This is a genomic window from Nocardia sp. NPDC005998, from assembly GCF_040614395.1.
Lineage (GTDB): Bacteria > Actinomycetota > Actinomycetes > Mycobacteriales > Mycobacteriaceae > Nocardia.
Genome location: NZ_JBEXUI010000033.1, coordinates 1 through 16,097 on the forward strand (window position 1 = coordinate 1; position 16,097 = coordinate 16,097).

Sequence of the window (16,097 nt, forward strand, 5' to 3'; positions counted from 1 at the left end):
CTCGAGCCGATACTGCCCATCCGTGCCCGCACCGCCGCGAGCCGGGCTCCGCTGTTCTGTATCCATCCCGCGATCGGGCTGGCCTGGTGCTACTCGGGTCTGCTGGCGCACCTCGCGCCGAACCGTCCGGTGTACGGACTACAGGCGCCGCATGTCGCGGGTGCGGAAGGATTCGATTCGATCGGCGAGGCCGCGGAAAGCTATGTGGCGCATATCAAGTCGATCCAGCCGCAGGGGCCCTACCACCTGCTCGGCTGGTCACTGGGCGGCCTGATCGCGCACGAGGTCGCGATCCAGTTGCAGCAGGCCGGTGACGAGGTCGCGCTGCTGTCGATGATGGACAGCTACCAGCTCAGCGATGAATGGCTCGAACATGCGATCCCGACCGTCGCCGAGATCATCGGCGAATTCGGCAGCGACGCATTGGGCGACGACGTGGAGTTCGACCAGAGTATGAGCCTGCGCGACGCCGCGGAACTGCTGCGTTCACGCCCCGGCCCGTTCGCCGCGCTGACCGTCGAACACCTGGAGCGCCTCTATGCGGGCTACGCCAATGGCACCGTTCTCGCCCACGGCTTCCGCCCTCGCACCTTCAACGGCGACCTCCTGTTCTTCACCGCGGGTGATGATGAAATCAACCGCACCGATCCCACCCGGCGCGCCGCTGCCTGGCAGCCCTTCATCACCGGCACCATCCAGAATCACGACCTGCGCTGCAAGCATTCGGCCATGACGACACCGGAATCACTTGCCGTCATCGGGCCGGTGCTCAACGAACACCTCGAAGCCGCGGCGGCACGAGCGCGTGAGGCGCGACAGTGACTGTCGAGCGCGCAAGAGCCCACTCGGTACCGGAGGGTACCGAGTGCGGCTTCGGTGGCGTCGTGAAAAGACGCGAGTCGGTCCCGCGCACCGGGACCGGCATCGGCACGTACGGCAGCGCCGGTCATGGCGGCGTCGCGCGTCAGAGGCCGTGGCCGTGTGCGGCGGGTTTCGAACAAAATCCATCCTCCGGGCGTCCGGATGCTCGGACGGAACCCAGTGTTACCGAGGCAGATTCGTGCGAGATATCGCCAGCAATGTGCGGCCTTCGACACCGGCGCCCGGGGTCGGAGAAGGAGACAGCTGTGAGTGAGCGAGGTGAGCAATGCATCGGCCGTGGCGAGCAGCCCACAGTCAGGGCGGCGCTGGTGGAGATGCCGGTGTCGAACATCGAGGGAGAGGCATGAGCGAGCGTCAGCGAGTGAATCGTGCGCACAGCGCGCCATGGCCTACGACGGAGCCGAGCGCGAGCGAGGCGGAGTCGTGAGCCTTGCGGTCGAGGTGCTGGGCCTGGTCAAGAATTACGGTCGGGTGCGGGTGCTGGACGAGATCGACCTGCAGATACCGGCGGGGACGGTAATGGGTCTGCTGGGTCCCAACGGTGCTGGCAAGACGACGACGGTGCGCATCGTGACCACCCTGCTGCGGCCGTGTGCCGGTTCGGTGCGGGTCGCGGGTGTCGACGTCTTGCGTGATCCGGCAGCGGCGCGGCGGCGGATCGGATTGTCCGGTCAGTACGCGGCGGTCGACGCCAATCTGACCGGATATGAGAATCTGCGCATGGTGGCGCGGCTGTACGGAATGTCGCAGCGGCAGGCCACCTCGCGCGCGTCCGAATTGTTGAGCGCCTTCGGTCTGGACCACGCGGCGCATCGCCGCGCTGGCACCTACTCCGGCGGGATGGCGCGGCGCCTCGACCTGGCCGGGGCATTGGTCGCCCGGCCCGCGGTCGTGGTGCTGGACGAGCCGACTACCGGACTGGATCCGCGTGGGCGACTGGATATGTGGCGCGTCATCGGCGATCTCGTCGACGACGGCACCACGGTGCTGCTCACCACCCAGTACCTGGAAGAGGCCGATCTGCTGGCCGACCGCATCACGGTCATCGATCGCGGACGCGTCATCGCCAAGGGGTCGGCCGACGAGCTGAAAACCTCCATCGGCGGCGACCGGCTCACCGTCACCTTGGCCGCGGGTCAGGAGGTGAAGCCAGCGCTGACAATCCTGGCGCAGGTCGGCATCGGTGAGCCGACCCACGATCCAGGCGCGGACGAAGCCTCCATCATGGTCGGCGATGGCTCGCGCACCATGGTCGAGGCGCTGCGCCGGCTCGACGACGCCGGGGTGTGTGTGGTCGACGCCAGCGTGCGTCGGCCCAGTCTCGACGACGTATTCCTGTCCCTCACCGGCACCGCCGCGCGCGAACCCGAGCCGGAAACCGACGATGTACAAGAGGAGATCTTGTCTTGATGAGCACCGCAGTCGCGCGCGCCGAAGCAGAACCGACCGTGAAAACCGAATCCCCCCAGGAGATTCCGTCGCCGCACGCCCGGATCATCCGGGACAGCGCGATCGTCGCCTACCGCAATCTGCTGACCATCCTGCGCGTCCCGACCCTGCTGGTGACCGCGACGATTCAGCCGCTGATGTTCGTATTCCTGTTCGCCTACATCTTCGGCGCCTCACTCGGCGGCGGCCAATATCGGGAATTCCTGCTGGCCGGAATCTTCACCCAGACGGTCGCTTTCAATGCCGCCTTCACCACCGTCGGTCTGGCGGGCGATCTGGAGAAGGGGATTATCGACCGCATGCGCACCCTGCCCATGTCGCGGCTGGCGGTGCTGATGGGGCGCACGCTGTCGGATCTGGTGGTGAACATCCTGAGTCTGGCCGTCATGGTCGGCTGCGGCTATGTGGTCGGCTGGCGGATCAATGGCGGCATCGCCGACGCCGTATTGGCTTTCGCGGTGATCCTGCTGTTCGCCTTCGCCATGTCCTGGGTCGGCGCGCTCACCGGCCTGCTCTCGCCCACCGTCGAAGTGGCGCAGAGCGCGGGCCTGATCTGGTTGTTCCCGCTGACGTTCATCTCCTCGGCCTTCGTTTCCGCCGAGTCCCTCCCCGGCCCCATGCGCGCGGTTGCCGAATGGAACCCGATCACCGCGGTATCCGCCGCGGGCCGCAAACTGTTCGACAATGGCGCGCCCCCCAGCTTCGGCACGCCCACCGGTTGGCCCGCCGAGCACTGCATCGCATACGCCGTAGCCTGCTCGCTCGCCATCCTCATCGTGGTCGTACCGCTGGCCCTGATCCGCTACCGCAAGGTCGCCAGCAAGTAGTACCGCCCACCCGCTGCCGAGGCGACGCTGAGCGCGTCCGGATCGGCGGGACTGCGCTGACCTGGTCGCTGTCGACCGGTTCGGCACTCAGCCAGCGTTCATGGGCACGAGAAAGGCCGCTTGCATCGCTTGATGCAAGCGGCCTTCCTTTTGTCTCGAAAGGCTTCCGTGCGCAGGGCCGCTGGTCCGAACACCGTCCGGCTCGAAGCCCTACACCTGCGAAGGAACCTAGACCCGGCGCCGCGTCTTGAGCAGATCGAGGCGCTCCTTCAGCAGCTCCTCCAGCTCTTCCTTGCTGCGACGCTCGAGCAGCATGTCCCAGTGGGTGCGGGGCGGCTTGACCTTCTTGGTCTCCTGAGTGGTGCCCTCCATGAGGGTGCCCTCCTGGCCGTTGCGGCAGAGCCAGGTCGGGGGGATTTCGGCATCGTCGGCGAACGGGACGTCGAATTCCTCGCCGTTATCGGTCCGGTACCGAGCGATCCGTCGCGGGGCCAGGTCGTGGTCGCGATCGGTTTCGTAGCTCACCGCTCCGAGCCGACTGCCCCGGAGTACGCGATCTGCCATGGTGTGCCTCTCCCTGTGTGCTCGAGTCTTGTTGCGCTGCGGCCGCGTCCGTTCGGCGGACTCAGCCGGACGAGCGCCTGACGCTCGCTGGACCTTAGGTGTAACGACCGTGCCTGCGCCAATAGTTCCCGACGCCCGCTGACCCTTTCGAGTGCGCCGCGCGCCGTCCCTAGCGGCCGTGAACTGTTCCATTGTAGTGCGTGACACGGATGCGATCCGCCACGCCCGCGCCGCGGCGGCAATCCGGGGCCACGAACCCCATCCGGCGGCCGGAACCGTTAATGTTCTGCGTCATGTCGCGCCGCTTGCTGTCCTGCTGCCTGTGGTGTGGGCGGGAGATCGTCGAATCGGAGGCTGGTCGCCGTCGCCGGTACTGCCGTCAGTCCTGCCGCCAACGCGCCTACGAACACCGCAACAGCTTGAAGGGAACCGGGATTCCCGATGATTCGGTGGTACTGAGCGCCCAGGAGGCGGCCGATCTGGCCGACCGCTGGTTCGCCGCCCGCTGCGCCGCCGAGGACGTCGCCACCGCCATCGGCGAGGGTGCGGACACCGAAGAGCTGAGGGCATTGAGCGCCACGTTGCTGACACTGACCCGCGAGGCCGAACGCTTGCGGTGAGCGCGGACCGAGTCGCAGGCTAGGCCAATCGGTGCTCGGCGACCGGTGTGCTCAGGTCCGTACCGTTGAGATCCAGGTACAGCAGTCGTTCGGTGATCGATACGGTGACGGTGTTGCGGCGTTCGATCGCGGCGACGCCCGCATCGATGAAGTCCCGGTCGAAGCTGTAGAGCCGAATCGCTTCGGCGCGATGGATCCGCTTGCCGGTGAGCTGCGCCAGCACCTTGACCGGATCGCGATGGGTGTAGATGGCAACGCGCTCAGCCATTTTGCTGCCGCGGTGCACGCGCTCGGCGTCGGGGGCGCCGACTTCGATCCAGGCGGTGAGGCGTCCGGTGAGATCGCGCACCAACACCGCGGGTTCGTCGGTGGCGGATACTCCGCCGTCGCTGAAGGTGATGCCCTCCTCGTATTCGAGGCAGTAGGCGAGTAGTCGCGTCAGCATGAATTCGGCGGTTTCGGATGGGTGGCGCGCCACCCGCAACTCCAACTCCTGATAGACACCGCGGTCGACGTCGGCCAGATGAACGGTGAAGTTGTGCAGTGTTGCGCTGAGGGCCATAGGAGCAGGAGCTTAAATGACCCTGGCGCGCGTACCCTGCGGCGAGCCCCATCGGATCACCCGCGGGGCCGGGCGCCCGCCGTGAACAACCGCGCGGCGCTCGAGGTTTTGTGCACTGCGGCCCGGGCCCGCCAGTACACGGCGAAGGTCAGCAGGCCGACTACCCACACCAACCCACCGAACGCCAGCAGCGTGCTGCCATCCGGATGCACCAGTGACTGCGCCCGCATCGCCTGCCAGAACACGATCGCGAGCAGCCCGGCATAGCCGAAAGCGAGCACCCCGATCAGCCCGGCGCGGGTACGTTCGGCGCGCAACCACGGATAGCGCGGCGCCAACCAGGCCAGCGCGACTACCGCGAGGAGCAGCACCTGGATGGCGTGTAGCCCCAGGAAATGCGGGATCCGCAGGTCGCCGCCGATGGTGCTCCAGTGTGTGATCGGCATACCGCCGACTCCGTCGCGTGCGTCCAGAGACGGATTGTTCAGCACCGTATGTCCCGCAACCAACTCCACCACATTGCCGTCGGCGTCCCGCACCAACTGCTTGCCGGTGAACCCCATCAGATAGCCGAGTGCCATCCCGACGACGGCGAGTCCGAGTCCGGCGTGAATGGCCCGCGCGGTAGGCCGGTCCACCAGCCGCTGCCACGAAAGGATCAGCACGATAATCAGATTCGCGAAGAACAGCCCGGGCACACCGGAAGCGAACACCAGCTGCCCGATCGAATTCACTGCATCGGTTTCATGATTGAAATGGCTGTAGGTACCGCGTGCGGCCTGCACCACAATGAATCCGACGTCGATGAATCCGGTGATCGCGAACACCGTCCCCATCCACCAGCTGACCCGACTTCCCTTGTGCGGCAACGACAGCAACCAGGCCAGCGTGAATCCGTAGAGTACGAACGCCAGCCCGAACTTGAACGGTTTGAGCCAGACGGATTCACCGAGCAGCATCCGATCGTCGAATGCCATGCCGCCTACGCAGAACAGCACGAGGGTGCCCATCGCGGCCACCATCCACAGCAGCGGGCGATGCAGGCGACCTCCGCGTGGCAGATCGGGTGCAGTGCGGCGACGGTGCCGAGGCGGCGTGGAATGACCAGGGGCAGAAAGGGTATCGATCGTCGGCATGATCCGACGGTAGGAACCGATGGCACGCGACCACGTCCCGCTGCGGCGCCATTCGCGGGTAGTACCGGGGTACTAGAACTCGGCCATCGCGATATCCGCGATCCCCTCATCGAATCGTGAATACCGCGATGGCCGAGTCCGATCCCGCCCGAATCCGAGGCGGGACCTCGAATCGGTGGGCAGGTGTTGCGGGCCGGAGAGTCCGCCTACTCCGCGGCGATACCGACGGCGATACCGCGCGCGCCGAGCCAGGGCATCGGATCGATCGGCGCGCCGTTGCCCTGATGAACCTCGTAGTGCAGGTGCGGGCCGGTGGAGAAGCCGCGGTTGCCCACGGTCGCAATGACGTCGCCCGCGCGCACCTGCTGGCCGACGGTGGCGAGGATGTCGTTGACGTGGCCGTAGACGCCGATGGTGCCATCGTCCTGCTGCACCCGCACCCACAGGCCGAAGCCCGAGGCCGGGCCCGCCTCGATCACGGTGCCGTCGGTGACCGCGGCGATCGGGGTGCCGATGGAGTCGGCGAAGTCGAGGCCCGCGTGCAGTGCGCCCCACCGCATCCCGAAATTGGATGTCAGCACGCCCGCGATGGGGCGAACGGTGCGCGGCCGGGCCTCGGCGGCCAGGCGGTTCGGCTCCCAGACGACGGCATCGGGAACGGTCTGCGGCATCTGCGCTTCAGGCAGCGTGAATGCGGTGAAGGCGACGGCGGCGCTGGCCGAATCGGTGGTCGACTGGTCGGTCTTTCCGGTGTTGACGCCGGGCAGTGCGTTGGGGTCCGCGGCGGCCAGCACGCCGAGCGAGGCGCTGACGACCGCGGCAACGGCAACCGCCCGGGTGGTGCTGCGGTTGCGGCGTGAACGGGTCGCGCCGCGACGGAAAGATAACGGTACGGTCACGAACATGGCTTGAACGTACGGGACCGCCATTCGAGGACCGCTATCGTGTGGCAACCGTCACAGGTCAACAAAAGCGCAGCTGGTATGTAACAGCTGTGTAACGGCACTGCGTGGATGTTATGTCTACCTGGCGAAAGCCCGTAGTGCGCAGAATTGACCAGAAGGATGCCGGTCGATCACACTATTTCAGTGCCGACTAAAGGAGTTCGCGCGCTCGAGGCGCTGGCCGACCCCACCCGCAGGGCCATCTTCGAGGCATTGCCGACCGCGCCGCTGGCCGTCGGCGACCTGGCGAAGCTCGTCGGGGTGACCAGCTCCGCGGTCTCCCAGCATCTGCGTGTGCTGCGCGAGGCCAGGCTGGTCATGATGCGCCCGGACGGCAACCGGCACCTGTATTTCCTCGACCCGCGCGGACTCGGCGATGCGCGTGACTACCTGGAGCAGTTCTGGCCCAGCGCGCTCGCGGCCTATGCCGCCGCGCTGAGCAGCGCTCGCGCCGAGACTGCGCCCGAAACGAATGCTCACGGCCCCAGCGGCTGACTATCTACAGCGGCAGATCTGCCCCGCCAACTGCGACACCTGCCTCCACAATCGCCTGGCGCGACCCTGTCCGGAACCGCGTTCCTTGCGGCCCTGGCGCGGAGTGGGCGATCAGCCCACGCGGCGATACGCCGTTCGCCCGCGATTGCTTCCGCTGCCGGGCCACGCGCGCTTGGCGAGTTGCTTGTCGACGGCGCTGACCACCTCGGTAACGCCGATCCGCAGCAGTCCGGGATCGGGCGTATCGGCCATCGGGTCGCCCACCTGACCGGCCCACAGCACCGCATGCCTGCCGAGCAGATGTGGCGGTGGCCCACCCCAGCGCGGCGGCGTCGGACCGAACAGCAATACGGTGCGGGTCCCGAAGGCGGTAGCCAGATGCGCGACGCCGGTATCACCGGAGATGACCAGTGCGGCCTCGGCGACCGTGGCCGCGAGCTCGATGAGGTTCTGCTCGCCCGCAAGCACCCGGCCCACCGGCAGGCCCGCGCGCGCGGCGATATTCAGTGCGATATCGCGCTCGTATTCGTCGCCGGTGAGTACCACCTCGCGACCGAGCACGAGCAGATGGCGCACGACGGCGGCGAACCGGTCGGGCGGCCAGCGGCGCGCCGGCGCGCCCGCGCCGACATGTACGACGACGCAATCGCGATGGCTGGTGGTGGCGACCGGCGGGACCAGTCCGAGATTGCGCCGGTCGGCGACGATGCCGTCGGATTCGAGCAGATGACACCAGCGCTCGACGTGATGCATATCCGTGTGCCACTCCGGGCCTTCCAATTCGGGAAAGGCCAGGTTGCGGTAGGAGAGGATGCGGCCGGGATCGGTTTTGGTGAGCGCGACGATGCTCTCGGCGCTCGCACCGTGCAGATTTACCGCGAGTGCGGGTGGGGTGGCACCCCAGCGCAGGTCACTGAGTTCTGCCGTCGGCACCATGGTGTCGACGGAAGCGATGAGATCGACGATCGGTTTCAAGCGGTGCGGGGCCGCCAGGACGATCTGATCATGCGGCTTCGCCCGTCGCAACGCGCGCAACGCGGGAACCGCGGTGAGTAGATCACCGAGGCCACGTGCCTGCAGGACGAGAACAACGGCCACCCTCTTCTCCTAGCCACCCGAGATCGCGAACCCGACCCACCCGCTTCACCGCATAGGTGCACACGACGAGAGCCACTTAGGGATGACTACCCGAGCCTGATCGGCGATAAACGTGAGTGAGTAGCCCGTTACCGAGTCCGCTGTCCGGGCCGGAGGACTAACCTCGGCGATGGCAGCACCTACACCGAGGAGCGTTCCAGATGGCCTCCAGGCTCAACCCGTACATCAGTTTCGGAGACACGGCGCGCGCCGCGCTCGAATTCTATCGAGACGTGTTCGACGGCACGCTGTCCATTCAAACCTTCGGGGATATGGGCGATAAGGACGCGCCCGGTGCGGATCTGGTCATGCACGGCATGCTGGAGACGCCGAGCGGTTTCACACTGATGGCTTCGGATACCCCACCCGGCATGGAATACAAACCTGGCAGCAGCATTTCGATCAGTCTCAGCGGTGACGACGCCGATGAGCTGCGCGGCTACTGGGACGAACTCACTGCCGGCGGCACCATAACCGTGCCATTGGAGAAGCAGATGTGGGGTGACGAGTTCGGGATGTGCATGGACCGATTCGGTATCGCCTGGATGGTCAACATCAGCGTCCCAGCCTAGCGCCGGCCGCTCACCGCGTTGTCTAGCAAATGCGCAGAAAACCGCTGACGCAAGGCATAGCATTTCGTTATGACGACAAACAGCGTGCTAGAGGGTCCTCTGCAGTCGCTTGCGCGCAGTGCGTGGCAGACGGTTCTGGTCACCGGCATCCTTGCGGTGATCCTCGGTGTGATGATCCTGGTGTGGCCGGATGTGACGCTGGCGGCCGCGGGCATCATCTTCGGTATCTATCTGGTGGCGAGCGGCTTTCTGCAATTGATGGCCGCGTTCGGCACATTTGCCAGTACCGGAATGCGGGTGCTGGCGTTCATCAGTGGCGTGTTGTCGATCATCATCGGTGTCTTCTGTTTCCGTGACGAGCTGGCCTCGATTCTGTTGCTCGGTCTGTGGATCGGTATCGGCTGGCTGTTCCGCGGGATCGCGGTGCTGGTGGCGGCGATCTCCGAGCCGGCGATGCCCGGCCGGGTTTGGACGGGCATCTTCGGTGTCATCACCGCGATCGGTGGTGTGGTGCTGATCGCGTGGCCGGTCCGGTCGGTAGCGACGCTGGCATTGGTCGCTGGCTGGTGGCTGATCATCCTGGGGATCGCCGAGATCATCACGGCGTTCGGTGTCCGCCGGGATGCGAAGAAGCTCGCCAAGGCCTGAGGTCTTCGATCGCCCGCGGCGGTCGCCGTACGCGGCGGTCGCGGGTGTCGTTTGGGTGGATGTAGTTGAGGCAGTGGTGATTTCGGTTCCTCGAGGCAAGGCTTTCGGTATATGCCAAGATGGGATATGCCCAAGGCGCTGCCCGTGATCGATGTTTCCGCGCCGATCCGTTGTATGCCAGTGGCGGCGGCGCCGGTCGATGACCAGGTCGCCCTCGAGGTGGCATTGCGGTTGAAGGCGCTTGCGGATCCGGTGCGGGTCAGATTGATGTCATTGCTGCTCGCCGAGCCCGGCGGCACGGTCAACACCCGTGATCTGGCCGCGGCGGTAGTGCTCGCGGAATCGACGGTCAGTCATCACCTGGGCCAGCTGCGCGCCGCCGGGCTGGTGGAATCGGTGCGTCGGGGCATGACCGTCCAGCATGCCGCACGTCGAGATGCGTTGTCCGCCTTGTGTTTCGTGCTCGATCCGGAGTGCTGCCGGTAGGTTTTCTCGGTTACCCTGGTCGGCACCCCTTGACCGACCGGCTCTAGATAACTGATGATTACATCAGTAGCGCGAATAGTCTCACCTTGATGGTGTGGTTTGTGCAGCCCGAGCCGGAGGAGAAGGCCGATGACCGCCGCCCGCATCGATGTGCACCAGCACCTCGTTCCGCGTGACTATGCCGACTGGCTGCGCACGAAAGGCGTCGTCGCTCCCGGTGGCCGCGAGCTGCCCGACTGGAGTCCGGACAGCGCGCTCGCGCTGATGGATCGGTATTCGATCGCCACGGCGATCCTGTCGCTGTCCACGCCCGGCACTCATCTCGGCGATGCTGCCGAGGCGCGGGGGTGGGCCCGCAGGGTCAATGAGACCGGCGCGGATCTGGTGCGCGCTCACCCCGATCGGTTCGGGTTGTTCGCCACCGTGCCGCTGCCCGATGTGGCGGGGTCGGTCGAGGAGATCGCGCACGCATATGACGAACTGAACGCCGATGGTGTCGTGCTGCTGGCAAACGCACATGGCCGCTACCTCGGCGACGCGGCATTCGATCCGGTCATGGCCGAGCTGGATCGGCGGGCCGCCGTGGTTCTGGTGCACCCCTCGGAACTGCCGGGTCCGGCGGTGGCGGGGATTCCGCCGTTCGCGGCCGACTTCCTGCTCGACACCGCGCGCGCAGCAACGAATTTGGTGCTGCGCGGCGTGCTGCGGCGCTATCCGAACATTCGGTTCATTCTGTCGCATGCGGGCGGGTTCGTACCCTATGCATCGCATCGCATTGCCGCCGCGATCACGGCCGAAACCGGCCGCAACGCCCTCGAAATCCTGGAAGAGCTCAGCGGCTTCTACTTCGATACCGCGCTGTCGGGCAGCCCGGCGGCGCTGCCGAGTCTGCTCGCCTTCGCCCGCCCCGGCCATGTGCTCTTCGGCAGCGACTGGCCGTTCGCGCCCGAACTCGGCGTCGCGTACTTCACCGGCCAGTTCGATGCCTATCCCGGTCTCGATGAAACCGGCCGCGCCGCGATCAACCGAGGAAACGCTCTCGAGCTGTTTCCCCGCCTCGCGAAGGGGGCCCGACAATAGGATCCTCCTCGCGAGTCGTGGGTGGTGTGCGGTTCGGTGACCGAGATCTGTTGCGTTCCTGTGCTTTCCGCGGTCAGGCCAGGGCGAGGAAGAGCTTCTCGAGTTCGGCCTCGGTCATCGGTTCAGAACCGTCGGCGGTGTCTCCGGCGAGGCATTCGCGCAGTCCGGTCGCGACGATCTTGAAGCCGGCGCGGTCCAGTGCGCGGGAGACGGCGGCAAGTTGGGTGACCACATCCTTGCAGTCGCGGCCCTGCTCGATCATGGAGATCACCCCGGCGAGCTGGCCGTGCGCACGGCGCAGCCGGTTGAGCACCAGGGCGATGGTCTCTTCGTTGCCGACCATGGGATATTCCTTTCATCGAGTAGACCACTAATCATACCCCTGGGGGTATCAAGGGAGTCCCGGTGTGTGCCGAGCCCCTGGCGGTGATTTCAGTGGTGGGCGAAGCTGATCGAGGGCAGTAGCCTACGCAGCCAGGCCGGGGACCACCAGGCGGCGTGTCCGGTGAGGCGCAGCAGCACCGGCAGCAGCACTAGGCGCACCGCGAACGCGTCCAGCAGTACGGCAACCCCGAGGATGATGCCCATTTCCTTCGGCGGCAGCGGGTCGGCGAGCGCGAAGGTGAAGAACACTGCGACCATGACCGCGGCGGCGGCGAAGATCACCCGTCCGGAATGCGACAGGCCGTCGACCTGTGCGGCCTTCGGGTCGCCGGAATGCTCGTAGTGTTCCTTGGCGGTGGCCAACAGGAACACGGTGTAGTCCATGGCGATGGCGAAGATCATGGCGAAGAAGAACACCGGTCCCCAGCCGTCCAGGAAGCCCTGCGGGGTGAACCCGAGCAGGCTGGCGCCGTGTCCGTCCTGGAAGATCAGTTTCGCGACGCCGAAGGCGGCGGCCGTGGACAGCAGGCTGACCATGGTGCCGAGGGCGGCGATCAACGGTGCCTGCAGTGCGATCAGCAGCAGCGCGAATCCCAGTACCAGGATGATCCCGACGATGATCGGCAGATAGTCATTGAGCGCCTGCTGCAGGTCCAAGTTCTCCGCGGGTGCGCCGCCGACCGATGCGGCCGAAGGCAATTCGTCGCGCAACCGGTCGAGGATTTCGCCCATGTGCTCGTCGGACGGATCGACGTCGGGGATGGCCTGCATCATCACCAGGCCGCTGTCGTCGCGGGCGGGTTGGGCCGGGGTAACCATGCTGATCCCATCGACCGCCTTCGCGGACGCCGCGACCTGCGCGGACTCGTCGGCAGGGGCGATGATCTGCAGCATGCCCGGAGTCCCTTTGCCCATCTGCGCCTGTACCAGTTCGTAGCCCTGACGTACGGGTGCGTCCGATGGCACGACCTGGATGGACGGCATGGCCACCTGCAGCCCGAATACCGGAGTCGACAAGGCGATCAGCAGGATGCCCGCGCCGATCGCGAACGGCCACGGCTTATCGTGCAGCAGTCGGCCCCAAGCGGCGAACCGCGGAGAATGGTGCTGTTGTCGTTTGGCGTGCGGCAGTGCACCGGCATTGACCTTGTCGCCCAATGCGCCCAACGCCGCCGGTAGCAGGGTTATGGTCGCCGCGAGTACGAAGGCCACCGCGAACATGATTCCGACCGCCATGGTCCGCACGGCGGGTGCGGGCACGATCAGTACGGCCGACAGGCTGACCAGAACCGTAAGTCCGGACAGCACAACGGCTTTGCCGGCGGTGTTCATTGTTTCGGCGACCGCGACCCTGGTATTCGACGTGGTGGTGAGCGCGTCGCGGAAGCGGGCGACGATGAACAGCGCGTAGTCGATACCCAATGCGAGGGCGAACATCATCGCGAAGTTCATGGCCCACACCGAGATCGGCGTGAAATGGTTGAGCAGCACCAGACCACCAGCCGAGGTCACCAGCCCGGCCAAGGTGAGCAGGAGCGGCAGTCCGGCGGCGACCAGCGATCCGAAGGCCAGCACCATGATCGCCAAGGTGAGCGGCCAGGAGAACATTTCGGCCTTGATCATGGCGTTGTGATTGGCCTCGTTGAAGTCGCTCCACAGCGCCGAAGCGCCGGTGGGGTAGACCTCGATGCCGTTGCCGGACAAGGCGGTCAGCGCTGCCTTGTGCTCATCGACGGCCTTGACCATCTCGTCGGTGGTGGCATTCGCGCCCGCGATGAGGATGCCGGTGTGCCCGTCCGGACTGATCGACATGCCCGGCTGCGGCGCGATCACTTCGCCGAAGCGGCCATCGCCACTGAAAACGCCGGTGATTTCGCCGAGTAGTTGGGCCACCTGTGGGCTCTCGATTGTCGCGGTGTCCGAATGGACGACCACCTGCACCGCGGCAGAGGAGTTTCCGCCGAAATGTTGCTGTGCCAGCTCACGCACACGCACCGATTCCGAGCCGTTGGCCTGCCAGCCCGCCCCGGCCAATGCGGTGAAGACGCTCGGAGCGGCGGCGCCGAGCGCGATCAGCACCACTAACCAGATACCGAACACGATCCGGGCGCGACCGGCCATCGCTGCCCCGAGGCGGCTCAGCGCGCCGCTGGATCGGTGCGGTGGCGAGATGTCGCGAGCTGGGGAAACCGCCAACGAGTCGGTCATCACAATTCTCCTTTCATACCCCCATGGGTATATTGGGCCTTGAAAGAAAGATACCCCCAGGGGTATTTAATTGTGAAGAGTGGCATCCGGCACAGGCGGTGCCATGGCCCGCTGGGAGGAGCGAGATGAAGGTTGTGATCGTCGGTGGAGTGGCCGGTGGTATGTCGGCCGCCACCCGTCTGCGGCGACTGTACGAATCGGCGGAAATCGTCGTGCTGGAGCGCGGCGATCATGTGTCGTTCGCGAATTGCGGTCTGCCCTATTACGTCGGCGGGGTGATCCCGAAACGCGAATCACTGCTGTTGCAGACGCCCGAGTCGCTAGCGGCGAGGTTCCGACTGGACGTGCGAGTCCGGCACGAAGTGGTGGCCATCGACCCGGACGGGCGCACGGTCACGGTGCGTGCGCTGGACTCGGGCCGTGAATATGTCGAAGCCTTCGACGAATTGGTGCTGAGCACCGGTGCCGCGGCGATTGTGCCGCCGCTGCCCGGTGTCGAGCGCGCACTGGTCCTGCGTGATGTCGCCGATGTGGACCGCCTGGTGCAAGCGGTGGCCGGGGTGCGGTCCGCGGTGGTGGTGGGGGCCGGGTTCATCGGTGTGGAGATGGCCGAAAATCTTGTGCGGCGCGGTATTTCGACTACCGTGGTCGAGCGTGCTCCGCAAGTGCTCGCACCACTGGACATCGAGATGGCCGCGCCGGTCGCCGCCGAAATGCGCGATCACGGAATCCGATTGGAGTTGGGTGCGGAGTTGATTCGCGTAGACGGCGATACGGTGACGCTTTCGGATGGGCGGGTGGTCGCGGCCGAGCTGGTGGTCATGGCGATCGGGGTGCGCCCGGAGAGCGCGCTGGCCCACGCGGCCGGATTGGCGGTCGGCCCGGGTGGCGGCATCGTGGTCGACGATCGCATGCGTACATCGGCACCGCATATCCACGCGGTCGGTGATGTGGTGGAGAAACGGGACGCGGTCACCGGGCAGTCGGCGCTCGTTCCGCTGGCCAATGCCGCGAATCGGCAGGGGCGGCTGGTCGCGGATGCGATCTCCGGACTGCCGGTCACGGATCCGCCCGCCCAGGGCACCGCCATCGTCGGCGTCTTCGACCTGACCGTGGCGATGACCGGATGGAGCGAGAAGCGGCTGCGAGCCGCCGACCGCCCGTTCCGTGTGCTGCATTCCCATCCGCTCGCCCATGCCGGGTACTACCCGGATGCACGCGCGATGTCGGTGAAGCTGCTCGTCGATCCGGATACGGACGCGATACTCGGCGCGCAGGCGGTAGGTGGGGAAGGTGTCGACAAGCGCATCGACGTGCTGGCCACTGCGATGGCGGGAGGTATTGCGGCCTCGCGGTTGATGGACCTCGAGCTGGCCTACGCACCGCAGTTCGGTTCGGCCAAGGATCCGGTGAACATGCTGGGCTATATGGCCGACAATCTCCGCGTCGGCGCGATCCGCACGGTGCAGTGGCATGAAATCGGCGAGGCTATCGTGGCGGGGGCACAGCTGGTCGACGTGCGATCGCGGGAGGAGTTCATCGCTGGTTCCATTCCGTGTGCAGTCAATATCCCCCTGGACGAGCTACGCGAACGGGTGGCCGAGATCCCGGCCGGCCCGGTTGTGGTGTTCTGTCAGGTGGGACAGCGCGGCAACACTGCGACGCGGTTGCTGACCCAGCTCGGCCGGGACGCCGTCAATCTCGACGGTGGGTACCGGACCTGGCGTGACGCAGTCGCGGATCAGAACAGGTAACCCGCGAGGGAATCCGTATCACCGAAAGGAAACAGCACAATGTGTCAACGAATTGTCTGCCGGACTTGCGGTAAGCCCGGCTATACCGGGTGCGGTGAGCATGTGGAGGAGGTGCTCGGCGATGTGCCGCAGGCGCAACGGTGTGCGTGCGCCGATCAGCCGCCGACCCGCAAGCGGTGGTTCTCGGGCGCGTAGATGTGGTGCGGCGATCCGGTCGTGGTCCTTCGATGATCTCGGCATCTGACATCGCACAGTTGCCCAACTTCATGGCGACCCGACCGGTCCTCGGCCCGGGCACGTGGCTCTGACCGACGAGCGCGGCGGCGCCCGGACATCCGCACCGCGGTGT

At 66.1% G+C, this 16,097-nt stretch carries 18 protein-coding genes; 11 read left to right on the plus strand and 7 right to left on the minus strand.

Annotation, left to right across the window (positions count from 1 at the left end):
- The 3 genes from ABZ293_RS31680 to ABZ293_RS31690 form a co-directional block, all read left to right on the plus strand.
- Window positions 1–822: alpha/beta fold hydrolase (locus ABZ293_RS31680; protein WP_355186651.1), on the plus strand; the 822-nt coding region annotated here is incomplete at its 5' end.
- Between the two features lie 483 nt (window positions 823–1,305).
- The gene (locus ABZ293_RS31685) at window positions 1,306–2,292 is read left to right on the plus strand and encodes an ATP-binding cassette domain-containing protein (RefSeq protein WP_354957228.1); all 987 of its coding nucleotides are present in this window, start codon (window positions 1,306–1,308) and stop codon (window positions 2,290–2,292) included.
- Window positions 2,293–2,375: 83 nt separating this feature from the next.
- Entirely contained in the window at window positions 2,376–3,158 is a 783-nt protein-coding gene (locus ABZ293_RS31690) for an ABC transporter permease (protein WP_355186814.1), read from the plus strand.
- A 228-nt stretch (window positions 3,159–3,386) separates the two neighbouring features.
- Here ABZ293_RS31690 and ABZ293_RS31695 read toward each other — a convergent pair whose 3' ends face one another.
- A complete protein-coding gene (locus ABZ293_RS31695) occupies window positions 3,387–3,722 on the minus strand; it encodes an RNA polymerase-binding protein RbpA (RefSeq protein WP_040691372.1) in 336 nt (111 codons plus the stop codon).
- Between the two features lie 293 nt (window positions 3,723–4,015).
- Here ABZ293_RS31695 and ABZ293_RS31700 point away from each other — a divergent pair, with 293 nt between their 5' ends.
- A complete protein-coding gene (locus ABZ293_RS31700) occupies window positions 4,016–4,342 on the plus strand; it encodes a hypothetical protein (protein ID WP_354957229.1) in 327 nt (108 codons plus the stop codon).
- A 19-nt stretch (window positions 4,343–4,361) separates the two neighbouring features.
- On the opposite strand, the gene ABZ293_RS31705 is transcribed toward ABZ293_RS31700, so the two are convergent.
- From ABZ293_RS31705 to ABZ293_RS31715, 3 genes are all read right to left on the minus strand, one after another.
- Window positions 4,362–4,904, minus strand: coding sequence for a YaeQ family protein (locus tag ABZ293_RS31705; protein WP_355186653.1), 543 nt, complete (start codon window positions 4,902–4,904; stop codon window positions 4,362–4,364).
- A 56-nt stretch (window positions 4,905–4,960) separates the two neighbouring features.
- The gene (locus ABZ293_RS31710) at window positions 4,961–6,040 is read right to left on the minus strand and encodes a hypothetical protein (protein ID WP_355186655.1); all 1,080 of its coding nucleotides are present in this window, start codon (window positions 6,038–6,040) and stop codon (window positions 4,961–4,963) included.
- Window positions 6,041–6,246: 206 nt separating this feature from the next.
- On the minus strand, window positions 6,247–6,945 hold the full coding sequence (locus ABZ293_RS31715; protein WP_355186657.1) for a M23 family metallopeptidase: 699 nt from the start codon (window positions 6,943–6,945) through the stop codon (window positions 6,247–6,249).
- Window positions 6,946–7,128: 183 nt separating this feature from the next.
- Here ABZ293_RS31715 and ABZ293_RS31720 point away from each other — a divergent pair, with 183 nt between their 5' ends.
- A complete protein-coding gene (locus ABZ293_RS31720; RefSeq protein WP_355186659.1) occupies window positions 7,129–7,479 on the plus strand; it encodes a metalloregulator ArsR/SmtB family transcription factor in 351 nt (116 codons plus the stop codon).
- Window positions 7,480–7,590: 111 nt separating this feature from the next.
- Here the strand turns inward: ABZ293_RS31720 and ABZ293_RS31725 are convergent, their stop codons facing one another.
- Window positions 7,591–8,577 (minus strand): glycosyltransferase family 9 protein, encoded by a 987-nt coding sequence (locus ABZ293_RS31725; protein ID WP_355186661.1) that lies wholly within the window; start codon window positions 8,575–8,577, stop codon window positions 7,591–7,593.
- 200 nt (window positions 8,578–8,777) lie between these two features.
- Here ABZ293_RS31725 and ABZ293_RS31730 point away from each other — a divergent pair, with 200 nt between their 5' ends.
- From ABZ293_RS31730 to ABZ293_RS31745, 4 genes are all read left to right on the plus strand, one after another.
- Window positions 8,778–9,188, plus strand: coding sequence for a VOC family protein (locus ABZ293_RS31730; protein WP_354957235.1), 411 nt, complete (start codon window positions 8,778–8,780; stop codon window positions 9,186–9,188).
- A 69-nt stretch (window positions 9,189–9,257) separates the two neighbouring features.
- Window positions 9,258–9,836: an HdeD family acid-resistance protein gene (locus tag ABZ293_RS31735; protein ID WP_355186663.1), complete on the plus strand. Its 579-nt coding sequence runs from the start codon at window positions 9,258–9,260 to the stop codon at window positions 9,834–9,836.
- A gap of 126 nt (window positions 9,837–9,962) precedes the next feature.
- Window positions 9,963–10,322, plus strand: a complete 360-nt coding sequence (locus tag ABZ293_RS31740; RefSeq protein WP_355186816.1) for an Rv2640c family ArsR-like transcriptional regulator — start codon at window positions 9,963–9,965, stop codon at window positions 10,320–10,322.
- A 129-nt stretch (window positions 10,323–10,451) separates the two neighbouring features.
- A complete protein-coding gene (locus tag ABZ293_RS31745; protein ID WP_355186665.1) occupies window positions 10,452–11,402 on the plus strand; it encodes an amidohydrolase family protein in 951 nt (316 codons plus the stop codon).
- Window positions 11,403–11,475: 73 nt separating this feature from the next.
- Here ABZ293_RS31745 and ABZ293_RS31750 read toward each other — a convergent pair whose 3' ends face one another.
- Both ABZ293_RS31750 and ABZ293_RS31755 read right to left on the minus strand, forming a co-directional pair.
- Entirely contained in the window at window positions 11,476–11,745 is a 270-nt protein-coding gene (locus ABZ293_RS31750) for a metal-sensitive transcriptional regulator (protein ID WP_354957239.1), read from the minus strand.
- Between the two features lie 89 nt (window positions 11,746–11,834).
- The gene (locus ABZ293_RS31755) at window positions 11,835–13,994 is read right to left on the minus strand and encodes an MMPL family transporter (RefSeq protein ID WP_355186667.1); all 2,160 of its coding nucleotides are present in this window, start codon (window positions 13,992–13,994) and stop codon (window positions 11,835–11,837) included.
- Window positions 13,995–14,119: 125 nt separating this feature from the next.
- On the opposite strand from ABZ293_RS31755, the gene ABZ293_RS31760 reads away from it, so the two are divergent.
- Window positions 14,120–15,748 carry an FAD-dependent oxidoreductase gene (locus tag ABZ293_RS31760; protein ID WP_355186818.1) on the plus strand — a complete coding sequence of 543 codons (1,629 nt, stop codon included), beginning with the start codon at window positions 14,120–14,122 and terminating at the stop codon, window positions 15,746–15,748.
- 39 nt (window positions 15,749–15,787) lie between these two features.
- Complete coding sequence (locus ABZ293_RS31765) at window positions 15,788–15,943, plus strand: hypothetical protein (RefSeq protein WP_355186669.1); 156 nt, start codon at window positions 15,788–15,790, stop codon at window positions 15,941–15,943.
- Window positions 15,944–16,097: the final 154 nt, after the last annotated feature.